Source organism: Methyloversatilis discipulorum, from assembly GCF_000527135.1.
Taxonomy (GTDB): domain Bacteria; phylum Pseudomonadota; class Gammaproteobacteria; order Burkholderiales; family Rhodocyclaceae; genus Methyloversatilis; species Methyloversatilis discipulorum.
Map to the genome: position 1 here is coordinate 2082749 of NZ_AZUP01000001.1, position 17233 is coordinate 2099981.

The 17233-nt window shown below is 66.2% G+C and carries 19 protein-coding genes; 6 read left to right on the top strand and 13 right to left on the bottom strand.

Features of this window, described 5'->3' with window-relative positions:
- Window positions 1-52 precede the first annotated feature (52 nt).
- Entirely contained in the window at window positions 53-1060 is a 1008-nt protein-coding gene (locus METFAM1_RS0109570; protein WP_019919390.1) for a zinc-binding alcohol dehydrogenase family protein, read from the bottom strand.
- Between the two features lie 109 nt (window positions 1061-1169).
- Here METFAM1_RS0109570 and METFAM1_RS0109575 point away from each other — a divergent pair, with 109 nt between their 5' ends.
- Window positions 1170-2096 (top strand): LysR family transcriptional regulator, encoded by a 927-nt coding sequence (locus tag METFAM1_RS0109575; RefSeq protein WP_019919391.1) that lies wholly within the window; start codon window positions 1170-1172, stop codon window positions 2094-2096.
- Here the strand turns inward: METFAM1_RS0109575 and METFAM1_RS0109580 are convergent.
- From METFAM1_RS0109580 to METFAM1_RS0109600, 5 genes are all read right to left on the bottom strand, one after another.
- Entirely contained in the window at window positions 2063-2359 is a 297-nt protein-coding gene (locus METFAM1_RS0109580; RefSeq protein ID WP_036271680.1) for a DUF3253 domain-containing protein, read from the bottom strand. The two genes, METFAM1_RS0109575 and METFAM1_RS0109580, sit on opposite strands and share 34 nt — an antisense overlap.
- The gene (locus METFAM1_RS0109585; RefSeq protein WP_019919393.1) at window positions 2326-3159 is read right to left on the bottom strand and encodes a sulfurtransferase; all 834 of its coding nucleotides are present in this window, start codon (window positions 3157-3159) and stop codon (window positions 2326-2328) included. The genes METFAM1_RS0109580 and METFAM1_RS0109585 overlap by 34 nt, the downstream gene beginning before the upstream one ends.
- Window positions 3160-3162: 3 nt before the next feature.
- Window positions 3163-3513, bottom strand: a complete 351-nt coding sequence (locus METFAM1_RS0109590; RefSeq protein WP_019919394.1) for a SpoIIAA family protein — start codon at window positions 3511-3513, stop codon at window positions 3163-3165.
- A 57-nt stretch (window positions 3514-3570) separates the two neighbouring features.
- Window positions 3571-4419 carry a DMT family transporter gene (locus METFAM1_RS0109595; protein ID WP_024300609.1) on the bottom strand — a complete coding sequence of 283 codons (849 nt, stop codon included), beginning with the start codon at window positions 4417-4419 and terminating at the stop codon, window positions 3571-3573.
- Window positions 4420-4486: 67 nt separating this feature from the next.
- A complete protein-coding gene (locus METFAM1_RS0109600) occupies window positions 4487-5590 on the bottom strand; it encodes an aromatic ring-hydroxylating oxygenase subunit alpha (protein WP_019919396.1) in 1104 nt (367 codons plus the stop codon).
- 189 nt (window positions 5591-5779) lie between these two features.
- On the opposite strand from METFAM1_RS0109600, the gene xseB reads away from it, so the two are divergent.
- The 4 genes from xseB (at window position 5780) to folE2 (ending at window position 9753) form a co-directional block, all read left to right on the top strand.
- Window positions 5780-6028, top strand: coding sequence for an exodeoxyribonuclease VII small subunit (gene xseB / locus METFAM1_RS0109605; RefSeq protein WP_019919397.1), 249 nt, complete (start codon window positions 5780-5782; stop codon window positions 6026-6028).
- Window positions 6021-6917 (top strand): polyprenyl synthetase family protein, encoded by an 897-nt coding sequence (locus tag METFAM1_RS0109610; RefSeq protein WP_019919398.1) that lies wholly within the window; start codon window positions 6021-6023, stop codon window positions 6915-6917. The genes xseB and METFAM1_RS0109610 overlap by 8 nt, the downstream gene beginning before the upstream one ends.
- Window position 6918: 1 nt before the next feature.
- Complete coding sequence (gene dxs, locus METFAM1_RS0109615; RefSeq protein ID WP_019919399.1) at window positions 6919-8805, top strand: 1-deoxy-D-xylulose-5-phosphate synthase; 1887 nt, start codon at window positions 6919-6921, stop codon at window positions 8803-8805.
- Window positions 8806-8937: 132 nt separating this feature from the next.
- Window positions 8938-9753 carry a GTP cyclohydrolase FolE2 gene (gene folE2, locus METFAM1_RS0109620; RefSeq protein WP_019919400.1) on the top strand — a complete coding sequence of 272 codons (816 nt, stop codon included), beginning with the start codon at window positions 8938-8940 and terminating at the stop codon, window positions 9751-9753.
- Between the two features lie 44 nt (window positions 9754-9797).
- Here folE2 and rplS read toward each other — a convergent pair whose 3' ends face one another.
- The 7 genes from rplS to pyrF form a co-directional block, all read right to left on the bottom strand.
- Window positions 9798-10178 (bottom strand): 50S ribosomal protein L19, encoded by a 381-nt coding sequence (rplS, locus tag METFAM1_RS0109625; RefSeq protein ID WP_019919401.1) that lies wholly within the window; start codon window positions 10176-10178, stop codon window positions 9798-9800.
- A 109-nt stretch (window positions 10179-10287) separates the two neighbouring features.
- On the bottom strand, window positions 10288-11019 hold the full coding sequence (gene trmD / locus METFAM1_RS0109630; RefSeq protein WP_024300611.1) for a tRNA (guanosine(37)-N1)-methyltransferase TrmD: 732 nt from the start codon (window positions 11017-11019) through the stop codon (window positions 10288-10290).
- Window positions 11001-11525 (bottom strand): ribosome maturation factor RimM, encoded by a 525-nt coding sequence (gene rimM, locus METFAM1_RS0109635; RefSeq protein ID WP_019919403.1) that lies wholly within the window; start codon window positions 11523-11525, stop codon window positions 11001-11003. Before rimM ends, trmD begins: the two co-directional genes overlap by 19 nt.
- Window positions 11526-11545: 20 nt before the next feature.
- The gene (rpsP, locus tag METFAM1_RS0109640; RefSeq protein WP_019919404.1) at window positions 11546-11788 is read right to left on the bottom strand and encodes a 30S ribosomal protein S16; all 243 of its coding nucleotides are present in this window, start codon (window positions 11786-11788) and stop codon (window positions 11546-11548) included.
- A gap of 74 nt (window positions 11789-11862) precedes the next feature.
- On the bottom strand, window positions 11863-13788 hold the full coding sequence (locus tag METFAM1_RS0109645) for a hybrid sensor histidine kinase/response regulator (RefSeq protein ID WP_019919405.1): 1926 nt from the start codon (window positions 13786-13788) through the stop codon (window positions 11863-11865).
- Window positions 13785-14840, bottom strand: coding sequence for an ABC transporter substrate-binding protein (locus tag METFAM1_RS0109650; protein ID WP_232419711.1), 1056 nt, complete (start codon window positions 14838-14840; stop codon window positions 13785-13787). Before METFAM1_RS0109650 ends, METFAM1_RS0109645 begins: the two co-directional genes overlap by 4 nt.
- Before the next feature lie 10 nt (window positions 14841-14850).
- Window positions 14851-15585, bottom strand: coding sequence for an orotidine-5'-phosphate decarboxylase (pyrF, locus tag METFAM1_RS0109655; protein WP_024300612.1), 735 nt, complete (start codon window positions 15583-15585; stop codon window positions 14851-14853).
- 97 nt (window positions 15586-15682) lie between these two features.
- Here pyrF and METFAM1_RS0109660 point away from each other — a divergent pair, with 97 nt between their 5' ends.
- Window positions 15683-17233, top strand: a complete 1551-nt coding sequence (locus tag METFAM1_RS0109660; protein ID WP_232419713.1) for a cyclic-di-GMP receptor FimW-related protein — start codon at window positions 15683-15685, stop codon at window positions 17231-17233.

Consider the following 17233-nt stretch of genomic DNA (forward strand, 5'->3'; position numbering starts at 1 on the left):
GTTCTCCGTGGATGGATGGGGGGCGCGGCCTGAGCAGCCGCCGGAAGAAGAATCAGAAACCCTGAAGCACGATCTTTCCGCGTGCGCGACCGCTTTCCAGCAGTGCGTGTGCGCGGCGCAGGTTGGCCGCGTTGATGACGCCGAAATGCTCGCCCAGCGTGCTGCGCAGGCAGCCGGCGTCGACCAAGTCGGCCACCTCGTCGAGCAGGCGGCCCTGCTCGGCCATGTCGTCGGTCTGGTAGAGCGAACGGGTGAACATCAGTTCCCAGTGCAGCGACAGGCTCTTGCGTTTCAGCGCGAGCACGTCGAGCGGATGCGCCGGATCGTCGATCAGGCCAAGCCGGCCCTGCGGCGCCAGCGCCTCGACGATCTGCGGGTAGTGGTGGTCGGTATGCGTCAGGCTGGCCGCATGGGTGACCGACGCGATGCCGGCCTCGCGCAGCGCCTCGGCCAGCGGACGGCGGTGATCGATCACGTGATGCGCGCCGAGCTGAATCACCCAGTCGGCGGTTTCGCTGCGCGACGCGGTGGCGATCACCGTCGTGCGGGTCAGCGCCCGGGCCAGCTGGATCATGATCGAACCGACACCTCCAGCGGCGCCGACGATGAGCAAGCGCCCCTCTGCGTCACGCAGTTGCAGCCGGTCGAACAGCAGTTCCCAGGCGGTGATGGCGGTCAGCGGCAACGCCGCCGCCTCGGCAAAGCCGAGCGAGGACGGCATGCGGCCGACCAGGCGTTCATCCACCGCCTGGAACTCGGCGTTGCTGCCCTGGCGGGTCAGATCGCCGGCGTACCAGACGCGATCGCCCGGGCGGAAGCGCGTCACCTGTTCGCCCACCGCCTCGACCACGCCGGCCGCGTCCCAGCCGGCCACGCGCCAGGCTCCGTCGGCCGGCGGCGCATGGAAACGGCGCACCTTGGTATCGACCGGATTGACCGCGATCGCCTCGATGCGCACGAGCAGATCGCGGCCGCGGGCTTCAGGACGCGGAAGGTCGATATCGACCAGGCTGTCCTCGCGCTCGACCGGCAGGTTCTCCCTGAACGCAACGGCTTTCATGGTGCGACTCCTGTTGATTGCAGGTCACCATGCTACCGACTGGCCGATGGATTGATAATCCGGCGTCTGCTCAATACATCTTCAAGCGATCTTTGAAGATCAAACCACCATGCTCCCGCGTGACCTGACACTGTCCCAGCTCGAACTGTTCGTGCGCATCGCCGACGCCGGCTCGCTCAGCGCCGCCGCACGGCAGTTGCAGCTGACACCGGCCGCCGCCAGCGCTGCACTGAAGCGGCTCGAATCGGCCTTCGGCGCGCGGCTGGTCGAGCGCTCCACCCGTTCGATGCGGCTGACCGCCGAGGGCGAACTGCTGCGCGACCATGCCCGACGGGCGCTCGGCGACATCGACGACGCGCGCGCCCTGCTCGGCGCCGGCCGCGAAACGCTGTCCGGCGACATCCACCTCGCGGCGCCGTCCGACCTCGGTCGCGGCGCGCTGTCGGCCATGCTGGATCACTTCATCGAACAGCATCCCGGCGTGCGGCTGGCGCTCTACGTATCAGACACGCTGCAGGACCTGGTGCGCGAGCGGGTCGATCTGGCGGTGCGCTATGGAGAGCTGCCGGATTCGTCACTGGTCGCGCGCCGGCTGCACGTGACCCGACGCGTGGTGGTGGCCTCGCCCGAGTACGTCGCACGCCACGGCGCGCCGCAGCAGCCGTCCGATCTGACGCAGCACAACTGCATCGCGCTCTATCGCAGCGGACGCCCGCATCTGGCCTGGCGCTTCGAGCGTGGCGGCGTCGACACGACCGTGCGCGTGCAGGGCAACCGGCTCGCCTACGACGGCGCGCTGGTGCGTCAGTGGGTGCTGCAGGGTCTGGGCATCGCGACCAAGGCACGGCTGGACGTGGTGGACGACCTGCACGCCGGGCGCCTGGTCGAACTGCTGACCGACTGGCGCGGCGAGGATTTCCCGCTGCACGCGATGCTGCCGGCGGGCCGGCACATGCCGCTGCGGGTCAGGCGCCTGCTCGACTTCCTTGGCGAGCAGTTCGCTCAGATCGAACCGGACGCGCTGCCCGGCGGCTGAGAGATGCGTATCGGCCCGCGCCAGTCGGCACGCGGATCGCGCACGTCGCCGCCCTGGGTGACCACGACACGACCTTTGCGCGCCAGCCGGCGGGCGACGTCGCGGACCCTGGGCATCAGCGGGCGCCAGTCGGGCGTCAGCGCACGCGCGACTTCCGACGGACAGATCGAGCGCCCGGGCGCCCGCCCGGCGACCAGCACGAGCAACGTTTCCGCAATGCGCTCGTCGCTCAGCGCGTCATCGGCCGCGCCGGATCGCTGCACCACTCGCTCCACGAACCGGGGTAGAGCTGCGCACCGGACAGGCCGGCCACTTCGAGCGCCAGCAGGTTGTGGCAAGCGGTAACGCCGCTGCCGCACTGCATGACCAGCGAAGCCGGATCGCGGCCGCCGATCAGTTCATGCCACTCTGCGCGCAGCACGTCGGCCGGCTTGAAGCGGCCGTCGTCACCGATATTGAGCTTGAAGAAGCGGTTCACCGCACCAGGAATATGCCCACCGACCGGATCCAGCGTCTCGTTCTCGCCGCGGAAGCGGTCGGGCGCGCGGGCATCGACCAGCAGGCGTTGGCCGCTCTCCAGGTTGGCGAGCAGCGCGTCAGCGTCGAGGGTCGCTTCGACGGCGCCAAGCGGGTAATCCATGGGCGGCAATGTGCGCACGGTCTGGTCGAGCGCGCCGCCCGCGGCCTTCCACGCGCTCAGGCCGCCATCGAGCACCGCGGCATCGCGGTGACCCACCCAGCGCAGCATCCACCACAGGCGGGCAGCGAACATGCCGCCAGCGTCGTCATAAGCCACCACGCGGTGCGCTGGCGAAATGCCGCGCGCCCCGAGCAGCGCGGCGAAATCCTGAGGCGACGGCAGCGGATGGCGACCATTGCGGCCGGTCTTCGCCGCCGACAGGTCACGATCCAGATGCATGAACAGCGCGCCGGGGATGTGCGCTTTGCGCCACGCCGCCTCGCCGGATGCCGGCTGCGCAAGATCGTGACGACAATCGACGATGACCAGGCGGGCATCACCCGCCGCGGCGGCCAACTCGGCCGCGGAAATGAGCACACTCATCGTTCAGACGGTCTCCGCCAGCCAGTCGCGCGCGGCCGCTTCGTCGTCGAACACGGTCACGTCGGCATCGACGAACACCTGCGACAGCCAGGCCGTCCACGCCACCCACGGCGTGCCGGCTATCACCGCGACACGTCCGAAATCGTGGCTGTGCGCGCGGGCAAAACGCAGTTCCTCGAGCGCCATGTCGAGCGTGAAGTCGGTCATCTGCCGCAGGTCGATCAGCAGGTTCACGACACCCTCGAACTTGATCCGGTAATTGACCAGATCCTCGAACTCCCGATAGTCGGCCAGCGTGAATTCACCGAAGGCCGATACCGTCACCAGATTGCCGCTGTATTCGCTCGTGATCATTTTTCTTACCTCCTGGGGTCTGCCGACACAGAGGCGGGGGCACGCCCCGCACTTCGACTATAGCTTCGCCGGCGGCGGATTGAGCATCGCCAGCACGCCGCTCGCGACAATCAGCACCATGCCCAGCCAGACCGCGGCCGACGGCACATCGTTCCACAGCAGCACGCCGTATAGCGTGGAGAAGGCCACCGTGGTGTAGGCCAGACTGGCCGACACCAGCGTGCGCCCGCCCTTGTACGCCGCGGTCATGCACAGCTGGGCTGCGGCGCCGAACACGCCAACACCCAGCAGCAGTGCACAGGTGCGCTGATCCGGCAGGTGAAAGCCGCCGTCGATCAGCGCCCACACGGCGCCGAACACCGAGGAGCAGAGCGAGAAGTAGAGTACGGTGCGCCATTCCGGCTCACCCAGCTGACCGAGGTCACGCACGCTCAGATAGGCCATGGTCGCGATCATCCCCGAAGCGAGGCCGCACAGGCCGCCAACCCACTGCTCGCTGCCCAGCGTCGGTTGCAGAACCAGAACGACGCCGGCAAAGCCGGTCACCAGCGCCAGCGCGACCGGCTTTGACAGTTCGCCGCTGACGGTGAAGCCCAGCCAGGCCGCCATGAACAGCGGCGACGTGTAGTTCAGCGTCACCGCCGTCGGCAAGGGCAGCAGTGCGATGGCCTGGAAATACAGGATGAGCGAAATGGCGCCGGACACGCCGCGTTTCAGGTGCATCGCCGCGTGCGGTGTCGCGAACGACGCGCCGCGCAGGCGCATGACGGCGGCGATCAGCAGCAAGGAAATGAAGGCACGGTAGAAAGCGATTTCGGAGGCGGGCAGCGCCTCGCTGGCCAGCTTCACGCACACGCCCATGGACGCGAACAGCAGGCTGGCCGCCACCATCCACAGTGACTTCACGACGCCTGCTCCGGCAAGAAAACGGGGCACCGAAGTGCCCCGTCACGCCCGCTGTACCGTGCTGCGCTCAAAGATAGTCCACCATTTCGCGCCGGTACCACTCGTGGAAGTGCTGCATGCCGTCTTCCATTGGTGACTGGTAGGGGCCGACTTCGGACCGTCCCTGCTTCATCAGCGCGCGCCGGCCAGCGTCCATCCGCTCGCCGATCTCGTCGTCCTCGCGCGCCGTTTCCATATAGGCCGCGCGCTCGGCTTCGATGAATTCGCGCTCGAACAGCACGATCTCTTCCGGGTAGTAGAACTCGACCACATTCATCGTGCGATCGACCGACTGCGGATACAAGGTGCTCACGACGAGCACGTGCGGATACCACTCGACCATGATGTTCGGGTAGTAAGTCAGCCAGATCGCGCCGTGCGGCGGCACTTCGCCGCGATAGAAGTCGAGCACGGCGCGGTGCCAGCGCTCGTAGGCCGGTGTGCCCGGGCGGGCGAGCCTGTTGTTTACGCCGACCCGCTGCACCGAGTAGTCGCGCGCGAACTGCCAGCTCAGGTCCTCGCAGGTGACGAACTTGCCCAGCCCTGGATGGAAGGGCTCGACGTGGTAGTCCTCGAGATAGACCTCGATGAAGGTTTTCCAGTTGTAGTTGCACTGGTGCATCTCGACGTGGTCGAGCATGTAGCCCGAGAAGTCGAGCGCGGGAGCGACGTCCATGCCGGCCAGATCGGCGGCGATGTCGCGCTTGCCGGAAAACAGCAGCCCTTTCCAGTTCTGCAGCGGCTGACGCTTCAGGTTCAGGCAGGGCGTGTTCGGGAAGTGCGGCGCACCCAGCAGTTCGCCATGCGTGTCGTAAGTCCAGCGGTGTACCGGGCAGACGATGTTCGGCGTGTTGCCGCGCCCCTTCATCATCAAGGCCTGACGATGGCGGCACACATTGGACAGCAGTTCGATGCCGGCCTCGTTGCGCACCAGCATCAGCGCATCGTCGGCCCAGCCGAGGGTGTGATAGTCGCCAACGTTCGGCACCATCAACTCATGGCCTACATAGCCCGGCCCGTTGTCGAAAAGCACACGCTTCTCGAGTTCGAACAACGGCTGATCGAAGTACCAGGAAACCGGAAACTGCGATTGCGCCGGTTCAAGACGGGTAATGGACTGTATATCGGACATTCCCCAACCCCCGAAGTCAAAGTTGGAAAACCGCGTGCCTGCCATCGCGGACCCCGCGGCGCAGGGTTTCTGCGACCACGGACGATGCACGCAAACGCGTGACAAAGCCGGGCAGTATAACCACTTGCGCGTTTGACCGGCTGATGTGGATCAGCTATTTTTCAGAGTTTGCCCGACGCCCTAATCAGCATGACCAGAAAAGCAGAAGCGGCTTCCGCACCCGCCAGCTTCGAGCAGGCGATCGAAGAGCTCGAAGCCATCGTCCGTGCGATGGAGGACGGCAAGCTGCCGCTGGACGGCGCGCTCGAACGCTATCAGCGCGGCGTCGAACTGGTGCGCCATTGTCAGACCGCGCTCAGCGCGGCCGAACAGAAGGTGCAGATGCTGGAAGACGGTCTGCTGCGCGACCTGCCGGTTGGCGATGGCGATCATGACTGAGGCCGTACCCTCTTTCGCCGACTGGGTCGCTGCCGTCCAGACGCGTACCGAAGCCGCCCTCGACCGCTTCCTGCCCGCCGCAGCAGTGGCGCCGTCGCGCCTGCATGACGCCATGCGCTACGCAGTGCTTGGCGGCGGCAAGCGCGTGCGTCCGCTGCTCTGTCACGCGGCCGGCGCACTGTCCGGCGCCTCGAGCGCGGCACTCGACGCCGCCGCCTGCGCGGTCGAGCTGATACACGCCTATTCGCTGGTACACGACGACATGCCCTGCATGGACGACGACGTGTTGCGCCGCGGCAAGCCCACCGTGCACGTGCAGTACGACGACGCCACCGCACTGCTGGTCGGTGACAGCCTGCAGTCACTCGCCTTCCTGCTGCTGTCGGAGCACTGCGACGTTGCGGCTGAAACCCGGGTCCGGATGGTCAGCCAGCTCGCTATCGCCTCGGGCTCGCGCGGCATGGCCGGCGGTCAGGCCATCGACCTGGCGTCGGTCGGCATCGCGCTCGGCGTGGCAGAACTCGAATTCATGCACATCCACAAGACCGGCGCCCTGATCCGCTGTGCGGTGCGCCTCGGTGCCGCCTGCGGACAATTGGACGTAGACGCGCAGGCGCGACTGGACCACTATGCAGGTACCGTCGGCCTTCTTTTCCAGGTGGTCGACGACGTGCTCGACTGCGAGGCCAGTACCGAGGCACTCGGCAAGACGGCCGGCAAGGACGCCGCCGCGAACAAGCCGACCTACGTCAGCACGCTGGGACTTGTGCGCGCGCGTGAGCGCGCTCGCGAGCTGCACGCCGAAGCGATCGACAGCCTCTCACCCTTCGGGGACGAGGCGCGTCGCCTGCGCGAACTGGCGGATTTCGTGCTGACGAGGAAACACTGATATGGACAGATCCCTGCACACGATGAGCGCCTACCCGCTGCTGGAAACGATCGACTCGCCGGCCGATGTCCGCAAACTCGACAGCCGACGGCTTTCTCAGCTCGCCACGGAACTGCGCGCCTTTCTGGTCGAATCGGTGTCGCGCACCGGTGGTCACCTGTCGTCCAATCTCGGCACGGTGGAGCTGACGGTGGCGCTGCACCGCGTCTACAACACTCCTGACGACCGCATCGTCTGGGACGTCGGTCATCAGACCTACGCGCACAAGATACTCACGGGTCGCCGGGAAGGCATGGCGACGCTGCGTCAGTACAAGGGCGTGAGCGGATTTCCGCGCCGCTGCGAAAGCACCTACGACACCTTCGGCACGGCGCATTCGTCGACCTCAATCTCGGCCGCACTGGGCATGGCCATAGCCGCCCGCGCCCTGGGGCAGAAGCGGCACAGTATCGCCGTGATCGGTGACGGCGCGATGACGGCCGGCATGGCCTTCGAGGCACTGAACAACGCGGGTGTCGAGGACGCCGACCTGCTGGTCATCCTCAACGACAACGACATGTCGATTTCGCCGCCGGTCGGCGCGCTGAACAAGTATCTGACCCGCCTGCTGTCCGGTCACACCTACAACGCCGCCCGCCGGGCCGGCGCCAAGGTTCTGGAAATCGCACCCTCGCTGCGCGAATTCGCCAAGCGGGCGGAAGAGCACGTGAAGGGCATGATCACGCCGGGCACGCTGTTCGAGGAATTCGGTTTCCATTACTACGGCCCGATCGACGGCCACGACCTCGACGCGCTGATCCCGACGCTGGAGAACCTGCGCGAACTGCCGGGCCCGAAATTCCTGCACGTGATCACGAAGAAGGGATACGGCTACAAGCTGGCCGAGGCCGACCCCATCCTCTATCACGGCGTCGGCAAGTTCGATCACCATGCCGGCATCCAGACCGGCAAGGGCGGTGGCAAGCTGACCTACACCCAGGTGTTCGGCGACTGGCTGTGCGACATGGCTGCCCGCTGCGACAAGCTGATGGCGATCACGCCGGCGATGCGCGAAGGCTCGGGCATGGTGCGCTACGCCGCAGAGTACCCGCAGCGCTATTTCGACGTGGGCATCGCCGAGCAGCACGCGCTCACCTTTGCCGCCGGACTTGCCTGCGAAGGCATCAAGCCGGTGGTCGCGATCTACTCGACCTTCCTGCAGCGCGCCTACGACCAGCTCATCCACGATATCTGCCTGCAGAACCTGCCGGTCATGATGGCGCTGGACCGTGCCGGTCTGGTCGGTGCCGACGGCGCCACCCACCACGGCGCCTTCGACCTGTCCTATCTGCTCTGCCTGCCCAACCTCGTCGTGATGACGCCGAGCGACGAGAACGAATGTCGTCAGATGCTCTACACCGCGTACATGCACAAGGGGCCCACTGCGGTGCGTTACCCGCGTGGCAGCGGCCCCGGCGTTGTACCGCGGGACACGATGACGGCGTTGCCGATCGGTCGCGGCGAACTTCGGCGCTCCGGTCAGGGTGAGACCGCCCTGCTCGCCTTCGGCGCCATGCTGACGCCGGCGCTTGCGGTTGCAGACGAGTTCGATGCCAGCGTGGCCAATATGCGCTTTGCCAAGCCACTGGACGAAGCCCTGGTGATCCAGCTCGCTCAGAAGCACCGGCTCATCGTGACGCTGGAGGAAAACGCGCTCATCGGTGGTGCTGGCGCGGAGGTCGAGCGGGTGATTCACAACGCGGGCCTGTCCTGTCGCGTGCTGCGCATCGGCTTGCCCGATCGCTTCGTCGATCACGGGGATCCGGCACTGCTCTATGCCGAAGTCGGGCTCGACACCGCCGGGGTACGCACCCAGGTGGCCGCGGCGCTGAACGCGCTGACGCACTGAAGCCCCTGCTTCGCGGAAGGCAAAAGCCCGGCGCTGCCGGGCTTTTTTTCGTGCATTCCGGCTTGAGTGGAGCAGAACCCGATGTTAATCTACATGCAACAAATGATCATGTAGAGAAACCAGGGGTTCAGCATGAATGCTCGCGATCCGCACGCCATTCCCGACGTCCAGAACACGCTGGACCCGCGCGAACTGCCGATCGAGAAAGTCGGCATCCGCGGCATCCGTCACCCGATCAGCGTGCGTGGCCGCGATGGCTGGGTACAGGGCACCGTGGCCGAATGCGGCTTGTTCGTCAGCCTGCCTGCCCATCTGAAAGGCACGCACATGTCGCGCTTCGTCGAGTTGCTGAACGGTCTGGACACCCCGCTCGCTCCACCGGCCTTTGAGACACTGGTCCGTAACATGCTCGATCGTCTGGAAGCCGACAGCGGCGAAATATCGCTGCGCTTCCCCTATTTCCGCCGGAAATCGGCACCGGTGTCGGGCGTACAGAGCGTGCTCGACTACGAGGTCGGTTTCACCGCGCGTGTCGGCTCTAACGGTGGCTATACCTTCACGCTGCGCGTGCTGGTGCCGGTTACCAGCCTGTGTCCCTGCTCGAAGAGAATTTCGCAGTACGGGGCGCACAACCAACGCTCACACGTGACGATAGACGCCGTCATCGAAGGCAATCTGATGGTCGAGGACCTGATCGACATCGTCGAACAGGAGGCCTCCTGTGATCTGTACGGCCTGCTCAAACGCCCGGACGAGAAGTACGTGACGGAACGCGCCTACGAAAATCCGAAATTCGTCGAAGACATGGTGCGCGACATCGCCGCCCGGCTGAACACCGAGGAAAGGGTGCGCGCCTACACGCTGGAGGTGGAGAACTTCGAGTCCATCCACAATCACTCCGCCTGGGCACAAGTAAGCGCCGACAAGCGCCAGACGCGCACGCAATAAAAAAGGGACCTCGCGGTCCCTTTTTTATTGCTGCCAGCCGGATCTCAGGCTGCGCTCTTCGGCGCGCTGCGCTTGGCCAGCTTTTCCTTGATGCGCGCCGACTTGCCCGAGCGCTCACGCAGGTAGTACAGCTTGGCGCGACGGACATCGCCACGGCGCTTCACTTCGATCGACGCGATCAGCGGCGAATAGGTCTGGAAGGTACGCTCGACACCTTCGCCGCTGGAAATCTTGCGGACGATGAAGTTCGAGTTCAGACCACGGTTACGCTTGGCGATCACGACGCCTTCGTAGGCCTGGACACGCTTGCGGTCGCCTTCGACCACGTTCACATTGACGATGACGGTGTCGCCTGGCGCGAAGTCGGGGATGTTCTTGCCCAGACGGGCGATTTCTTCCTGTTCGAGTTGCTGGATCAGATTCATGTCTTGACTCCTGGTCTATGGCATTGCCTTGCCGCAGAGCACGTTTACCGTGATGCGTGCGTTTGTTGAGGGAACGGCATGACGACTGCCGTCCGCGTACTGCAAAAAACTACTTCTCTTCCTGCGCCAGCAGATCTGGACGACGCCTGCGCGTCAGTTCCAGCGCTTGCTCGGCGCGCCAGCGACGTATCCGCGCGTGATCGCCGGACAGCAACACCTCGGGCACCGGCCTGCCGTCCCAGACTTCGGGACGGGTGTAGTGCGGGCAATCGAGCAGCCCGCCGACAAAGGAATCCTCGACCGCGGACGCTGCATCGTTCAGCGCGCCCGGCAACTGACGAATGATCGCATCCATCAGCGCCATCGCCGGCAGCTCGCCACCGGACAGTACGAAGTCACCCAAAGACAGCTCCAGATCGACATCGCGGTCGATCAGCCGCTGATCCATGCCCTCGTACCGACCGCAGAGCAGTATCAACGCCGGCTCCGCTGCCAGATCCATCACCCGCCGGTGCGTCAGACGCTCACCGGCCGGCGAGAAATGGATGACCTTGGCCGATGCCGGATGACGCGCCTTGCAACTTGCGATCGCCTGGGCCAACGGTTCGGCCAGCATCACCATGCCCGGACCACCGCCGTAAGGTCGGTCGTCAACGGTACGGTGCGCGTCCGTCGCGAAATCGCGCGGATTGGTATGCCGGACCTGCCACAACGATCTTTCCATCGCCCGCCGCGTGATGCCGCTGCGTTCGATGGCTGAAAACATTTCCGGGAACAGCGAAATCACCTCGAAGGTGACCGGCTTCCCCGCTTGCGCACCACTTACCACTGCGCGTCCCATTCGACACGCACGACCGCTGCTTCACGGTCCACGTCCTTTACCACCGCCGAAACGAAGGGAATGAGGCGCTCTACGGTCTTGCCTGCCCCGGCTGCGTCATCGACCACGACCAGCACGTCGTTCGCACCGGTTTCCAGCAGCCGGTCTACGCGGCCGAGCCGCACGCCTGACTGATTGACGACGTCGAGGCCGATCAGATCGCCCCAGTAGTACTCGTCATCTTCCGTATCCGGCAGATCGTGGCGCTGAGCGGCAACGTACAGGCCGACCAGCTTTTCCGCCGCGGTCCGGTCGTTGCAGCCCTCGAAGCGGACGATAGGCCCCTTGGCCTGCAGCTTGAAGCCATCGAGCTTGAGCTCTCGCCAGCTTTCACGCGCAGCATCCGCATCGGCGCTGACCAGCCAACGCTCGATCACCTTCCAGGACTGCGGATCGTCGCCAAAGGCCTGCAGATGCAACCAGCCCTGCACGCCGAACGGAGCGGCAATGCGCCCCAGTACGACCATTGCTTCGGAAACGTGCTTGATCAGGCCGCCTGCTGCTTGACCAGACGGGCAACCGTCGGGCTCAGCTGGGCGCCGACGCTCTGCCAGTAGGCCAGACGTTCGGCATTGACCGACAGGCTGGTGGTGCCTTCAGGAGCGACCGGGTTGTAGTAACCCACGCGCTCGATGAAACGACCATCGCGACGATTGCGCGAGTCGGTGGCGATGATGTTGAAGAACGGGCGCTTCTTGGCACCCCCACGCGCGAGGCGAATAACGACCATTACGATTCCTTCGAAACGAGGAAAACCCGCGATGTTAGCGAAGTACCGGAGTTACCGCAAGGACCGCCCGCTACTCAGCCGACCGGGTTCTGCTGCCTGAGCACGACCTGCTGCACCAGCGCACGCAGGCGTGCCGGACGCACCGGCTTGTGCAGCACCGGATAGCCACGCGCGGCGGCCATGCGACGAACCTGCGGATCAGTGTCGCCGGTCACCAGCGCGGCCGCGATGTCGCCGCTCTGTTCGGCCAGCAGCGCGTCGAGCACGTCGATACCGCTGGCCACGGCCGCCAGGCGGAAGTCGCACAGGATGAGCGACGGCACCTTGTCGCGCTGTCTCATCATGTCGCGCGCCTCCGAGAGGTTGGCCGAGCAGAGCACTTCGCACCCCCAGGACGCCAGCAGGCCGGCAATGCTGGTGCGCGACCCCGGATCGTCATCGATCACCACGACAAATACCGACAGGGGCATCTGCAGCGGCTCCGGCTCGCCCGTCTGATGACGCCCCACCGGCCCGGCGACGACCGGCACTTCGATCGAGAACACCGAGCCGCGCCCCGCGCGCGAGCGGATCGCCACGTCATGCCCGAGCAGACCGGTCAGACGGCGCACAATGGCAAGACCCAGGCCGAGGCCCTGGCCGCGCGCCCGCGCCGGGTTCTGCAGCTGATAGAACTCCTCGAAAATCATGTCGTGCGCCTCGGGCGGTATACCCGGCCCCGAGTCGCGCACCTCGATCACCGCACTGGCGCCGCGCCGCCGCACGACCACCAGTACGCCGCCGCGCTGCGTGTAGCGCACCGCGTTCGACAGCAGGTTGATCATGATGCGTTCAAGCAACAAGGGGTCCGACTCGACCCACAGATCGGTTGCCCGGAGCTTCAGCCGCAAGCCGCGTTGCAGCGCATCGGCGGCAAAGTCCTCGACGATGCGGGCAAGCATTGGCTGCAGCGGAAATTCCGACCGGCGCACCGTCACGCCGCCGGCGTCGAGCTTGGACATGTCGAGCAGTGCGTCGAGCAGATCTTCCATGGCGCCGACCGATTCCTCAATCTGCCGGATCAGCGTGCGGTGTTCCGATCCGCGCAGGCGCTCGGCCAGTTCGGCCACGAACAGTCCCAGCGCGTGCATGGGCTGCCGCAGGTCATGGCTGGCGGCGGCGAGGAAACGCGACTTCGCATGATTGGCACGCTCCGCCTCGTCGGTGCGGCTGCGCAGCTGGCGGGTGGCATCCGCAATCCTTGCCTCGAGTTCGTCGCGTGCGCGCAGCAGGCGCTCAGCCATGCCGTTCACGCCCTCGGCCAGCACGCGCAGCGACCCCCCGCCAAATACCGACACCCGCGCAGAAAGATCTCCCTCGCCGATGCGGCGTACCGCGCGCGACACTTCGCGCACCGGCCCGGTCACCGTCTGGCTGATGCGCATCGCGAACGCGCTCGCCGCCAAAAGTGCAGCGGCCACGACGATGGCCGTCGTGACGATGAAATCACCCTTCATCGCCTCGACCCGCTGGCGCGACACCTCGACCAGCACCCAGCCCACCGGTTGCCGATCGGCCGGCATCTCGCTCAGACCGTCGAACACGTCCGGATCGTCGAGTACCGCACTGCGCAGTATCGGCTCGACGAACATCAACGAATGTTCGAGCTCGATCAGCGCAAGCCCCGCCGGGCGCCTGCCCGGCAAGTAGGCTTCCGGACTGAGTTCGCCGCCAGACACCACGAGGTCGCCATCACGACTCGAAACCATGATGCCGCTTACGTCGCGCTCGCGACGCGCCGCTTCGATCAGCGACACCAGCGACTCGGTATTGCCGGAAAACACCCCGTAGTCGGCAGTGGCCGCCACTTGCCGCGCAGTCGCGCGGCCGCGCTCGACCAGGCCGTTCTCAAGTTCGGCCAACCGGTGCAGCACCATCCAGATGCCGGCCGCGATGCCGAACACGACGACCGGCGCCAGCGCGACCAGCAGCACGCGTTGCCGAATGCCCCAGCGTTTCATGGCAGACGCTCCTGGCGGACCAATTTGTCGCGCAATGCATCGCCATCCTCGATGCGCAGCCCGAGTGAGCGCGCGACGTGCGCGTTGACCGACACGGTGAAATGTCGAGGATGGCGCGGCGTCGGCCAGGTGCGCTCGCGCATCCAGAAAGCGATCGCGTCCGCCGTCTGGCGGGCGATCTGCTCCGGCGTCGAGTACAGGGACATGACGGCGCCAGCACGCGCGTACGCCGCCGAGAAGCCGACGACCGGCACGCGCGCACGAAACGAAGTGAGCAGAAGATTGCGTATGGTTCCCGCGTTGTGCACCTGCGGATCGGGCAGCGCCAGGAAGACGTCGGCGTTGTCGAGTACCTGCGACAACGCAGCGAACAGCGACGACTCGCCGGTGAAACTGCCGCTCGATATCTGCATCGAGGTGCCCGCAACTGCATTCTTCAAGGGCTGCAGGCGCTCCGGGTCGGCGGCATCGAAGAGCACGCCGATCCGTCGGGCCTCGGGCAGCGCGATGCGTATCAGGTCGACCTGGCGGATGAAGGGCTGATCGATGTGTATGGCCGACCAGCGGCGCGTGTTGCCCGTGGTCAGCATCGACTCGAATGCGCTCTGCGGCACCAGCACGCTGAGCACCGGCGTCGGCACGTCCGCCTGCACCACAGTGCGCAAGGCTCCGGCACCGACCGCGATCACGGCGTCGTGAGAGGTCAGGGCGGCAGCATTGAAATCGCTCCGCGTCGTCACCGCCAAGGAGAAACCACCGCGGGCACTGCGCTCGTTCTTCAGCGCCTCGGCGAACTCGCCATAGGCGCCGCCCGGCTCGCTCAACAGCACGAGCACGGACGCCGCCTGCGCCAGCCCGCACAGCAGCAGTGAACAGAAGATCAAGAGCATGCGCACGGCGAGGCCGATGCGGCCGACGCGTGTCATTGCGGAGAACGAGTGTATTGACGCCAGCACTCGCGCGCGGGCAGGGCCCGATGGGAAGGGAAGACGCAACGAGTATGCAGCAAGGGCGTCCGGCGCATCATCATCCGAAGGGCTGATGACGCGCACCTGCCGAAGATCAGCGCTGGCCGAGCGCCTGCGCGATCTGTTCCTGCATGCGCCAGGCGGCCGCCGCCGGATCGGCCGCATTGCGGATCGGCCGCCCGACCACCAGGTAGTCGGCGCCGTTGGTCAGCGCCTGCGCGACATCGACCGTGCGCTTCTGATCATCGACCGGGCGGTTCTCGACCGGCCGGATGCCCGGTGTCACCACCAGGATGCGCTCGCCCAGCTCGGCGCGAATGTGCGGCGCCTCCAGTCCCGACGACACGACCCCGTCGCAGCCCGCGGCCAGCGCGCGCCGCGCACGCGACAGCACCAGCGCATCGACGTCGCAGGCAAAGCCCAGATCGTCGAGATCACCCCGGTCCAGGCTGGTGAGCACGGTGACGGCGAGTATCTTCAGTGCGCCCTTGTCGGCGCCGGCGGCTTCCATGATGGCCTGATTGCCGTGAATGGTGGCGAAGGTGGCGCCGCTGGACGACAGCGCGCGCACCGCGGAGCGCACGGTTTCAGGCACATCGAAGAACTTCAGGTCGACGAAAACCTTCTTGTTTCGCGCGATCAACCAATCGAGCAGTTCGAAGTAATTGCCGCTCATGAACAGTTCGAGGCCGATCTTGTAGAAGCGGACGGCGTCGCCGAGCTGGTCGACGGTGGCACGCGCCTGGTCCGCAGAGGGCACGTCAAGCGCCACGATGAGCCGATCGGCGGGGTCGATGGCGGCCTTGGACTGGGCGGAGGGAGTGGGCATGTTCATGGTGCGGACGGAAAGTGAGGCGTATGGCCTGCGCAGACAAAACACGAGTTTACTAGAATCAGCGCTCTACACGTCCTTGCGCCCCGCCCCGATGTCCGCCCCCGCCCCCGTTCCTGCCGCGCCCGACAGCCTTTTGCGCTCGGCAAAGACCGGAGACCCACTGCGGACAGTACTCGACTGGCTGGCGACACCCGCCGCTGGCGATCCCGGGCACGAGGCAGCCGCGCTGGCCACCTGCCTCGGCGTGCTCGCCCAGGCGCGCATGGACGCACCGGCGCGGGTACGCGTGCTCGACATCTTCCATGACCGCGCGCTGGCCTGCGCAACGGCACTGAAGCCGCAGCTTGCCGCCAGCGCGCTGCCCGTGCAGGCCACGCTGCGCGATGCCGCCGATCTGCTGTGCGACGCGCTGATGCAGATTGCGCGCAGCTATCTCGACGCCCTGCAAGCTCGCGCTGCACACAAGCCGTCACGCGCGGCCGGGCACGCCATGCTCTGCCTGCTCGACGTCTATGCCCTGCGCACGCTGACCGCAGCCGACGTACCGCCAGGCATGTGGACAACGGCACACGCCCTGCTGATGCACGCCCGCATGATGGCCACTCCGGCCACCCAGATCGCCGGCTCGGCGGACGCCGAACAGCTGCACCGCGAATTGATCGCGCTCGAACTGGCCCAGCCGCCGCACCTCGCGCCGGCCGATTTCTTCAACATCGCCGATTACGTGCGCAGCTACTCGGGCGCCGTGCAGATCCAGCCCAACCCGCCGCATCGCGACCTCGATTCCTGGTTCTGGATAGACGACGAGCACGATCACGGCCCGACGCCGCTGCTGCGGGCGGCGCCCGACCCGGAACGCGGTCCGCACATCCTCTACTGCTCCTGCCAGCGGCTCGGTCAGGTGCTGGCCCATCATCTCGACCTGATCGACGAAGGCGGCAACGTTGCCGACATGTACCTGCCCGCCTGTCTCGGTCAGACGCGCACGCGACGTCTGCTACGCCGCCTGCAGGCGCGCTGGATGGCGATGCCGCGACGGCAGCACGCACGGCGCGAACGTGGCCAGGCGATACGCATGCTGATCGGCTTCGACGCGATATGGCACCTGCTCGAACGGCGCGATCCAGCCGCCGACTGGGACAACCAGACCACCGGCTGGACCTTGCTGAACGACAGCCCGAACGGTTTCGCGCTGCGCCTCGATACCGGCCCGACCGGTCTGGTCCGGCCCGGCCTGCCGGTGCTGATCAAGGGCAGCGGCAGTCGCAACTGGATGATCTGCGTCGTGCGCTGGGCGCGCAGCGCCAGTGCGGGCGCCATCGATGTCGGGGTGGAGCTGCTCAGCCACGGCGCCCAGGCGGCGACCGTCGTGTTCGAGGCATCGGGGTCGCGCGCCGCCGTACCCGCGCTGCGACTGCCGCCGCTCACCAGTCACCGCCCGCACCCCTGCATCATGCTGCCGCCCGGAGAAGCCAATGGCCGGGACATGCTCATCGCACACAACTCGGGCGGACGCTACCGGCTCGGCGACGCCCGCCTGTCCGATCTCGACCTGCAGACGCAGGCCTTCGAACTGTTCGAGATCGAGGAAATGAGTGCCAACACGAGCGGTGGTCGGTCCGATCCTGCCAGCCGCCCCTGA

Excerpts from the sequence above, each read along its gene's own strand:
- METFAM1_RS0109610 (WP_019919398.1), top strand. The coding sequence starts at position 6,021 with ATGACTGAGGCCGTACCCTCTTTCGCCGACTGGGTCGCTGCCGTCCAG.
- pyrF (WP_024300612.1), bottom strand. The coding sequence starts at position 15,585 with ATGCCCACTCCCTCCGCCCAGTCCAAGGCCGCCATCGACCCCGCCGAT.
- METFAM1_RS0109660 (WP_232419713.1), top strand. The coding sequence starts at position 15,683 with ATGTCCGCCCCCGCCCCCGTTCCTGCCGCGCCCGACAGCCTTTTGCGC.
- METFAM1_RS0109590 (WP_019919394.1), bottom strand. The coding sequence starts at position 3,513 with ATGATCACGAGCGAATACAGCGGCAATCTGGTGACGGTATCGGCCTTC.
- rplS (WP_019919401.1), bottom strand. The coding sequence starts at position 10,178 with ATGAATCTGATCCAGCAACTCGAACAGGAAGAAATCGCCCGTCTGGGC.
- rimM (WP_019919403.1), bottom strand. The coding sequence starts at position 11,525 with ATGGTCGTACTGGGGCGCATTGCCGCTCCGTTCGGCGTGCAGGGCTGG.
- trmD (WP_024300611.1), bottom strand. The coding sequence starts at position 11,019 with ATGGGACGCGCAGTGGTAAGTGGTGCGCAAGCGGGGAAGCCGGTCACC.
- folE2 (WP_019919400.1), top strand. The coding sequence starts at position 8,938 with ATGAATGCTCGCGATCCGCACGCCATTCCCGACGTCCAGAACACGCTG.
- METFAM1_RS0109570 (WP_019919390.1), bottom strand. The coding sequence starts at position 1,060 with ATGAAAGCCGTTGCGTTCAGGGAGAACCTGCCGGTCGAGCGCGAGGAC.
- METFAM1_RS0109585 (WP_019919393.1), bottom strand. The coding sequence starts at position 3,159 with ATGAGTGTGCTCATTTCCGCGGCCGAGTTGGCCGCCGCGGCGGGTGAT.
- xseB (WP_019919397.1), top strand. The coding sequence starts at position 5,780 with ATGACCAGAAAAGCAGAAGCGGCTTCCGCACCCGCCAGCTTCGAGCAG.
- METFAM1_RS0109575 (WP_019919391.1), top strand. The coding sequence starts at position 1,170 with ATGCTCCCGCGTGACCTGACACTGTCCCAGCTCGAACTGTTCGTGCGC.
- rpsP (WP_019919404.1), bottom strand. The coding sequence starts at position 11,788 with ATGGTCGTTATTCGCCTCGCGCGTGGGGGTGCCAAGAAGCGCCCGTTC.
- METFAM1_RS0109645 (WP_019919405.1), bottom strand. The coding sequence starts at position 13,788 with ATGAAACGCTGGGGCATTCGGCAACGCGTGCTGCTGGTCGCGCTGGCG.
- METFAM1_RS0109600 (WP_019919396.1), bottom strand. The coding sequence starts at position 5,590 with ATGTCCGATATACAGTCCATTACCCGTCTTGAACCGGCGCAATCGCAG.
- dxs (WP_019919399.1), top strand. The coding sequence starts at position 6,919 with ATGGACAGATCCCTGCACACGATGAGCGCCTACCCGCTGCTGGAAACG.